Origin of the sequence: Streptomyces sp. NPDC127084 (assembly GCF_042724175.1) — a bacterium.
Classification (GTDB): Bacteria; Actinomycetota; Actinomycetes; order Streptomycetales; family Streptomycetaceae; genus Streptomyces.
Genome location: NZ_JBHXFA010000013.1, coordinates 39,786 through 47,542 on the forward strand (window position 1 = coordinate 39,786; position 7,757 = coordinate 47,542).

Consider the following 7,757-nt stretch of genomic DNA (forward strand, 5'->3'; position numbering starts at 1 on the left):
CCCGCGCCCCCCCGCGCGCGCCCTTGTGTGTGAGCGGGTTGGGGGGGGGGGGGGCGCGGCGGCCCCCGGGGGGGGGGGGGGGGGGCCCCCCGCCCGCGCGGCGCGACCACCGACACCGCCCAGCCGCGCGGGCCCGCCACGATCCCGGGCAGCGGACCCATGGGCCCGGAGCCGTCGGCCTCCCGTGCCGCGCCGCCGGAGCGCACGGGCGCCGGGCGGGGACGGTCGCCGTCCGCCTGGTGGGCGTCGGAGTGGCTCAGGGCCGCAGGGCACCAGGAGGGCGTCCCCCGAACCGGTGCCGGTACCGGCACCGCCGCCACTCCCGCCCGCTCCAGCCGCTTGCCCACCGCGAGGTGCTGCCCATCCGGCAGCTCCCGTACGCGCCAGGCGCCCGTACCCGATTCGGCCGCCGCCGCCAGGAACGCCTCCGCCGCGGCGAGGGCCGCGCGCGGCGCGTCGGCACCCGCCACACGGAAGGCGAGGCGGTGTCCGATCCGCAGCACGGCCGCCCCGCCCCGCTCTGCGAGCAACGTCACATCCGCGCCGAGCCGCGCCACATCGCCCCGCCCGTCGTCCAGGGCGAACAGGAAGCGGCCCGAAAGTCCCGCGGCCCACTCGGTCCCGCACAGCAGCGCGTCCAGCTCACGGGCCCACAACTGCACGTCGGCGCAGCCGAGTCCGTCCAGTCCCGCGAGCGGCGAGGCCACCACATTGCGTACCCGCTCATGCGTTTCGGACGGCAGCAGCCCGGCATCCCGCAGCAGCGCCGCGAGCGGCGCCCCGCAGGCGTCCGAGAGACCGCGCAGCTCCACATTGCCCCGGGAGGTGACACTGAGCGATCCGTCGCCCAGCCCGTCCGCCGCGGTGGCCAGCGCATCGAGTTGACACTCCGTCAAAAGTCCACCGGGTAGCCGGAGTCGGGCCAGTCGCCCGTCATCCGCCGCATGCAGCCGCAGCGCCCCGGGGCAGGCGTCACCCCGGTCCCGTATGCGAGGTTCGCCCGGGTCCGCGGGGCTTGTGGGTGTGGGCGGCATGGCGGCGAGCATACCCACGTCGTTCCGGGCAGCCGCCGTGCGTTCCGGGGGCAGCCTCTACTATTCAGGCGGCATGGGGTCTCAGGGCCCCGGGGAGGAAGCCCGGTGTAAATCCGGCGCGGTCCCGCCACTGTGAGCCAGGCCCGCTGCGAGCGGCGGCCAGGCGAGTCAGGAACTCCCGCCGACCACGACCACCCGGGGCGCGGAAACCCCGAGGAAGGCCTGTGCACGCGATGACGCACGCGAAGACGACGCCGCACGCGAACACGGCGGATGCGCCGACGATCCTGCTGCTGTCGACCTCCGACACCGACCTGCTCAGCGCCCGCGCCTCCGACGGCCCGGTCGCCTACCGCTTCGCGAACCCCTCCCGGCTCCCGGTGGACGACGTTCCCGGCCTGCTGGACGGCACCGAGCTGGTCGTCGTACGGCTGCTCGGCGGCATCCGCGCCTGGCAGGAGGGCCTGGACGTACTGCTGGCGCAGGACCGGCCGGTGGTCGTCCTCAGCGGTGAACAGGCCCCCGACGCCCAGCTGATGGAGGCCTCCACCGTCCCGATCGGCATCGCGGCCGAAGCCCACGCCTACCTCGCCCACGGCGGCCCGGACAACCTGGAGCAGCTCGCCCGCTTCCTGTCCGACACCGTGCTGCTGACGGGCCACGGCTTCGATCCCCCGGCGCCCGCGCCCACCTGGGGACCGCTGGAGCGTGAGGTGAAAGCCGCCGGCACAGCGGGGCCCACCGTCGCCGTGCTCTACTACCGCGCCCACCACATGAGCGGCAACACCGCCTTCGTCGGCACCCTCTGCGACGCCATCGAGGACGCAGGCGGCCAGGCCCTGCCGCTCTACGTTGCCTCGCTGCGCGCCCCCGAGCCCGAACTGCTCGACCGGCTGCGCGGCGCCGACGCCATCGTGACCACCGTCCTCGCCGCGGGCGGCACCAAGCCCGCCGAGGCCCAGGCCGGTGGGGACGACGAAGCCTGGGACGCGGGCGCGCTCGCCTCGCTCGACGTGCCCGTACTCCAGGCGCTGTGCCTGACCGGCTCGCGCAGCGCCTGGGAGGAGAACGACGAGGGCCTCTCCCCGCTGGACGCCGCGAGCCAGGTCGCCGTCCCCGAGTTCGACGGCCGCCTCATCACCGTCCCGTTCTCCTTCAAGGAGATCGACCAGGACGGCCTCCCGGCGTACGTCGCCGACCCCGAGCGTGCCGCCCGCGTCGCCGGGATCGCCGTACGCCACGCCCGGCTGCGCCATATCCCCAACGCGGACAAGCGCCTCGCGCTCGTGCTCTCGGCCTACCCCACCAAGCACTCCCGTATCGGCAACGCGGTCGGACTCGACACCCCGGCATCCGCCGTCGCCCTGCTGCGCCGACTCACCGCCGAGGGCTACGACTTCGGCACCGAGGAGATCCCGGGCCTGGAATCCGGCGACGGCGACGAGCTGATCCGCGCGCTGATCGAGGCCGGCGGCCACGACCAGGACTGGCTGACCGAGGAGCAGCTCGCCCGCAACCCGGTCCGCATCCCCGCCGCCGACTACAAGCGCTGGTACGCCACCCTTCCCGCCGAGCTGCGAGAGCAGGTCGAGCGGCACTGGGGCCCGGCGCCCGGCGAGATGTTCCTCGACCGCAGCCGCAATCCCGAGGGCGACATCGTGCTCGCCGCGCTGCGCCGCGGGAACCTGCTGATCGTCATCCAGCCGCCGCGCGGCTTCGGCGAGAACCCGATCGCCATCTACCACGACCCCGATCTGCCGCCCTCGCACCACTACCTCGCCGCCTACCGCTGGATCGCCGCCCGGCACGCCGACGGCGGCTTCGGCGCCGACGCGATGATCCACCTCGGCAAGCACGGCAACCTGGAGTGGCTGCCCGGCAAGAACGCGGGCCTGTCCGCCGCCTGCGCCCCCGACGCCGCGCTCGGCGACCTGCCACTGATCTACCCCTTCCTGGTCAACGACCCGGGCGAGGGCACCCAGGCCAAGCGCCGCGTCCACGCCACGCTCATCGACCACCTCGTGCCGCCGATGGCCCGCGCCGACTCGTACGGCGACATCGCGCGCCTGGAGCAGCTCCTGGACGAGTACGCGCAGATCTCCTCCATGGACCCGGCGAAGCTCCCGGCCATCCGCGCCCAGATCTGGACCCTGATCCAGGCCGCCAGGCTCGACCACGACCTCGGTATGGAGGAGCGGCCGGACGACGACGGCTTCGACGACTTCCTGCTGCATGTCGACGGCTGGCTGTGCGAGGTCAAGGACGCGCAGATCCGCGACGGTCTGCATGTCCTGGGCGGCGCGCCCACCGGACCCGAGCGGGTCAACCTGGTGCTGTCGATCCTGCGCGCCCGGCAGATCTGGGGCGGTACGACCGCCCTGCCCGGACTGCGCGAGGCGCTCGGCCTGGACGAGTCGGCCGCCACCCGCAGGACCGCCGACGAGGCCGAAGCCGCGGCCCGCGCCCTGGTCGAGGCCATGGAGGAGGCCGACTGGGACCCGGCCGCCGTCGCCGCCGTCGCCGAGGGCCACGGCCAGGCGGTGGCCGACATCCTCGGCTTCGCCGCCCGCGAGGTCGTCCCGCGTCTCGCCGCCACCACCGACGAGCTCGACCACGCCGTCCACGCCCTGAACGGCGGCTTCGTCCCGGCAGGCCCGTCCGGCTCCCCGCTGCGCGGCCTCGTCAACGTGCTGCCGACCGGCCGCAACTTCTACTCCGTCGACCCCAAGGCGGTGCCGTCCCGCCTGGCCTGGGAGACCGGCCAGGCCCTCGCCGACTCGCTGCTCACCCGCTACCGCACCGACAACGGCGAATGGCCCACCTCCGTCGGCCTCTCCCTCTGGGGTACGAGCGCGATGCGCACCGCGGGCGACGATGTGGCCGAGGCGCTGGCGCTGCTCGGTGTGCGCCCGCTCTGGGACGAGGCCTCGCGCCGGGTCAACGGCATCGAGCCGATCCCGGCCGCCGAGCTGGGCCGCCCCCGAGTCGATGTCACCCTGCGCATCTCCGGGTTCTTCCGGGACGCCTTCCCGCATGTCATCGGGCTGCTCGACGACGCGGTCCGGCTGGTCGCCTCGCTGGACGAGCCCGCCGACGTCAACTTCGTCCGGGCACACGCCCAGGCGGACCTGGCCGAACACGGCGACGAGCGCCGCGCCACCACCCGTATCTTCGGCTCCCGGCCCGGTACGTACGGCGCCGGTCTGCTCCAGCTCATCGACTCCCGCGACTGGCGTACCGACGCCGACCTCGCCGAGGTGTACACGGTGTGGGGCGGTTACGCGTACGGCCGCGGGCTCGAAGGGCGCGCGGCGCGCGAGGAGATGGAGACGGCGTACAAGCGGATCGCGGTCGCGGCCAAGAACACCGACACCCGCGAGCACGACATCGCCGACTCCGACGACTACTTCCAGTACCACGGCGGCATGGTGGCCACGGTCCGCGCTCTGCGCGGTACGGCCCCCGAGGCGTATATCGGCGACTCGACCCGCCCCGAGACGGTCCGCACCCGCACCCTGGTGGAGGAGACCTCGCGGGTGTTCCGCGCCCGGGTCGTCAACCCCAAGTGGATCGAGGCGATGCGCCGCCACGGCTACAAGGGCGCGTTCGAGCTCGCCGCGACGGTCGACTACCTGTTCGGCTACGACGCCACCACCGGGGTTGTCGCCGACTGGATGTACGACAAGCTGACCGAGGCCTATGTCCTGGACCCGGAGAACCGGGAGTTCCTCCAGCAGGCCAACCCCTGGGCGCTGCACGGGATCGCCGAGCGGCTGCTGGAGGCGGAGTCCCGGGGTATGTGGGAGAAGCCCGACCCGGCCGTCATCGAGGCGCTGCGCCAGGTGTTCCTCGAGACGGAGAGCGACCTGGAAGGCGAGCAGGACTAGCAGGACACCTACGCCGGCGGGGAGGGCCGCCGTACCCTCCCGGCCGCGTTGGGGATCTCCTTATCGGCCGAACCCCCATTTGCCGCCCCGCCTGGGCTTCAATGGGGGCATGAGAACGTCTGTGCTGAAGAAGCCGGTGGTCAGGGTCGTACTGGTGGTCGTCGCCGTGGCCCTGGCCTTCGGGGTGTACTGGTTCCAGCCGTGGAAGCTGTTCGTGGACGAGACCGTACGGGAGGAGCTCCCGCAGGCCGTGCCGTCGGCGGCGGCGGACGGGACCGGCTCCGGCGTGCCGTCCGCACCCGCGGAGCCCCAGGTACTCGCCACCGGCACGTTCATCAGCCATGAGCACACCACCGAGGGCAAGGTCAGGATCGTCCGGCTCGCCGACGGCAGCCGAGTGCTCCGCCTTGAGGGCCTCGACACCAGCAACGGCCCTGACCTGCGGGTCTGGCTGACCGATGCTCCGGTCAAGGAGGGGACGGCGGGCTGGCGGGTCTTCGATGACGGCGCGTATGTCAGCCTCGGCAAGCTCAAGGGCAACAAGGGCGACCAGAACTACGACGTGCCCGCCGACGTCGATCTGTCGAAGTACACGAGCGTCAGCATCTGGTGCGACCGCTTCGACGTCTCCTTCGGCGCCGCGGAGCTGTCCCGAAAGGCCGCGTAGCCTGGGAGGACGATGAACACGTTCACCACGTCATGGGGCGACCTCGGGCTGACCCGCTACCCCGAGGACCCCCGTGACCAGCTCCGCGCCTGGGACGCCGCCGACGAGTACCTGCTGCGGCACCTCGAAGAACTCGCGGAACGCGCGGGCCCCGGCGCCATCGGCGGCACCATGGCCGTCCTGGGCGACCGCTGGGGCGCCCTCACCACCGCGCTCGCCGTACACGGACCGGCGCAGATCACCGACTCGTACCTCACCCAGCAGGCGACCCGCGCCAACCTCGCCCGCAACCGGTCCGCCGCGCAGCTCGCCGGCGTACGGCTGCTGACGACACAGGAGACGCCACCGGACCGTGTCGACGTGCTGCTGGTACGCGTGCCGAAGAGCCTCGCACTCCTCGAAGACCAGCTCCAGCGGCTCGCCCCGCGCCTCCACGCGGACACCCTCGTGGTCGGGGCGGGCATGGTGACCGAGATCCACACCTCCACGCTGAAGCTGTTCGAGCGGATCATCGGACCGACCAGGACCTCGCTCGCGGTGAAGAAGGCACGGCTGATCTTCACCACCCCGGACCCGGCCCTGGTCGCCGCACCGAACCCGGGCTCGGACCCGGCGGCCGGTACGACCTGGCCGCGCCGCTACGAGCTGCCCCCGGACATCGGCGTCATGTCCGGCCGCCCTGTCACCAACCACGCGGGCATCTTCTGCGCCGACCGCCTCGACATCGGCACCCGGTTCTTCCTCCAGCATCTGCCCGAGCGGCGGGGACCGGTCCGAGTCGTGGACCTGGGCTGCGGAAACGGCGTGGTCGGTACGGCGGCGGCGGTCGCCAACCCCGAGGCGCACGTGGTGTTCACGGACGAGTCCTTCCAGGCCGTGGCATCCGCCGAGGCCACCTTCCGGGCGAATACCGGCCCCGGCGCCAGGGCCGAGTTCCTCGTCGGCGACGGGCTCGCGGGCATCGAGCGCGCCTCGGTCGACCTGGTGCTGAACAACCCGCCGTTCCACACCCACCGCGCCCTCACCGACAGCACGTCCTGGCGGATGTTCACCGGCGCCCGAGCCGCGCTGCGCCCCGGCGGCGAACTGTGGGTGGTCGGCAACCGCCACCTCGGCTACCACACCAGACTGCGCCGGCTCTTCGGCAACTGCGAAACCGTCACCGGGAATCCCAAGTTCGTCGTACTGCGTGCGGTGAAACGCCGCTGATTTCGCTTCATTGAATGCGCCAGTACGGGATATTGGGTGCATGACGGAGCAGAAGGGCCGTTGGGAACGGCAGGGGCTGATTCCGGCGAGCCGCAGGGAGCCGGGGGCAGGAGCCGGGGCGGCGAGAGCAGGCGCGGGAACCGGCGCGGTGCAGGGCGGGGGAGAGTGGAGCCCGGAGCCCATCTACGCGTCGTTGCTCGCCCAGTGGTCCGCCCAGGGCAAGGCCGTCCCAGGGCCCGACCAGGAATGGACGACGATCGTCTCGCGCTCCTGCTGGCCGCGCTGGTAGCGGTTCCCGTCCACCGCAGTGCCCGTCCGCCGCCGCGCCGTCCGGCCATTCGGGTGAATTCGGGAAACCAGAACCCGAATGCGCGCGTTGAATCAACCACGCGGAACAAGTTCATGGGTAGCGGAGGACGGGCCTCCCTGGCGTCAATATGCCGAGCGGAAATATGACCGCCGGGCAGACGTGTGGAATTGACGGGGCGAGGGTTTCTTCACCGGTAGCCGCTCGTTGGCAGTGCGTTGACGGCTTCGCCGTCGGCATTCGCTTGAGCCGGGTCCATCCAAGGGCTAAGAATCCAAAGGAATCCACATGAAGCACAGGAAGACAGCCACACTTTTCGCCGGGGCCGTGCTGGCCATGGGAATCGCTTCTCCCGCCGTCGCCGACTCGGGTGCGACCGGAGCCTCCGTCGGCTCCCCGGGTGTGCTGTCCGGCAACACGATCCAGGCGCCCGTGCATGTTCCGGTCGGCGTGTGCGGCAACTCGGTGGGCGTCGTCGGCCTGCTGAACCCGGCCGCGGGCAACGCCTGCATGAACGGCTGACGAAAGAGCTCGTCACGCGGCCTGGCGGCCCTGCCGGGCCCTGATCCGCCGGGGGGGGGGGGGGGCGGCCCCCGGCGGGGCCCGCCCCGCCCGGGGCGCGCCACCCCGCGGCGACCCAGCAAGGGAATCCC

General features: G+C 72.6%; 5 protein-coding genes, 1 pseudogene and 1 riboswitch. Of the genes and pseudogenes, 5 read left to right on the forward strand and 1 reads right to left on the reverse strand.

Features of this window, described 5'->3' with window-relative positions:
• Positions 1 to 1,046 (reverse strand): annotated as a pseudogene (locus ACFWI9_RS05380) (cobalamin biosynthesis protein CobG); the annotation flags it as partial.
• A gap of 46 nt (positions 1,047 to 1,092) precedes the next feature.
• Positions 1,093 to 1,231, forward strand: a riboswitch (cobalamin riboswitch).
• A 36-nt stretch (positions 1,232 to 1,267) separates the two neighbouring features.
• Here ACFWI9_RS05380 and cobN point away from each other — a divergent pair.
• From cobN to ACFWI9_RS05405, 5 genes are all read left to right on the forward strand, one after another.
• Complete coding sequence (gene cobN / locus ACFWI9_RS05385; RefSeq protein WP_387159205.1) at positions 1,268 to 4,921, forward strand: cobaltochelatase subunit CobN; 3,654 nt, start codon at positions 1,268 to 1,270, stop codon at positions 4,919 to 4,921.
• A gap of 109 nt (positions 4,922 to 5,030) precedes the next feature.
• The gene (locus ACFWI9_RS05390; protein ID WP_387159179.1) at positions 5,031 to 5,588 is read left to right on the forward strand and encodes a DM13 domain-containing protein; all 558 of its coding nucleotides are present in this window, start codon (positions 5,031 to 5,033) and stop codon (positions 5,586 to 5,588) included.
• A gap of 12 nt (positions 5,589 to 5,600) precedes the next feature.
• A complete protein-coding gene (locus ACFWI9_RS05395; protein WP_387159180.1) occupies positions 5,601 to 6,797 on the forward strand; it encodes a methyltransferase in 1,197 nt (398 codons plus the stop codon).
• Between the two features lie 40 nt (positions 6,798 to 6,837).
• Positions 6,838 to 7,086, forward strand: a complete 249-nt coding sequence (locus ACFWI9_RS05400) for a hypothetical protein (protein ID WP_387159181.1) — start codon at positions 6,838 to 6,840, stop codon at positions 7,084 to 7,086.
• 306 nt (positions 7,087 to 7,392) lie between these two features.
• Positions 7,393 to 7,626: a chaplin gene (locus ACFWI9_RS05405; protein WP_387159182.1), complete on the forward strand. Its 234-nt coding sequence runs from the start codon at positions 7,393 to 7,395 to the stop codon at positions 7,624 to 7,626.
• Positions 7,627 to 7,757: the final 131 nt, after the last annotated feature.

Excerpts from the sequence above, each read along its gene's own strand:
- ACFWI9_RS05400 (WP_387159181.1), top strand. The coding sequence starts at position 6,838 with ATGACGGAGCAGAAGGGCCGTTGGGAACGGCAGGGGCTGATTCCGGCG.
- cobN (WP_387159205.1), top strand. The coding sequence starts at position 1,268 with ATGACGCACGCGAAGACGACGCCGCACGCGAACACGGCGGATGCGCCG.
- ACFWI9_RS05405 (WP_387159182.1), top strand. The coding sequence starts at position 7,393 with ATGAAGCACAGGAAGACAGCCACACTTTTCGCCGGGGCCGTGCTGGCC.
- ACFWI9_RS05390 (WP_387159179.1), top strand. The coding sequence starts at position 5,031 with ATGAGAACGTCTGTGCTGAAGAAGCCGGTGGTCAGGGTCGTACTGGTG.
- ACFWI9_RS05395 (WP_387159180.1), top strand. The coding sequence starts at position 5,601 with ATGAACACGTTCACCACGTCATGGGGCGACCTCGGGCTGACCCGCTAC.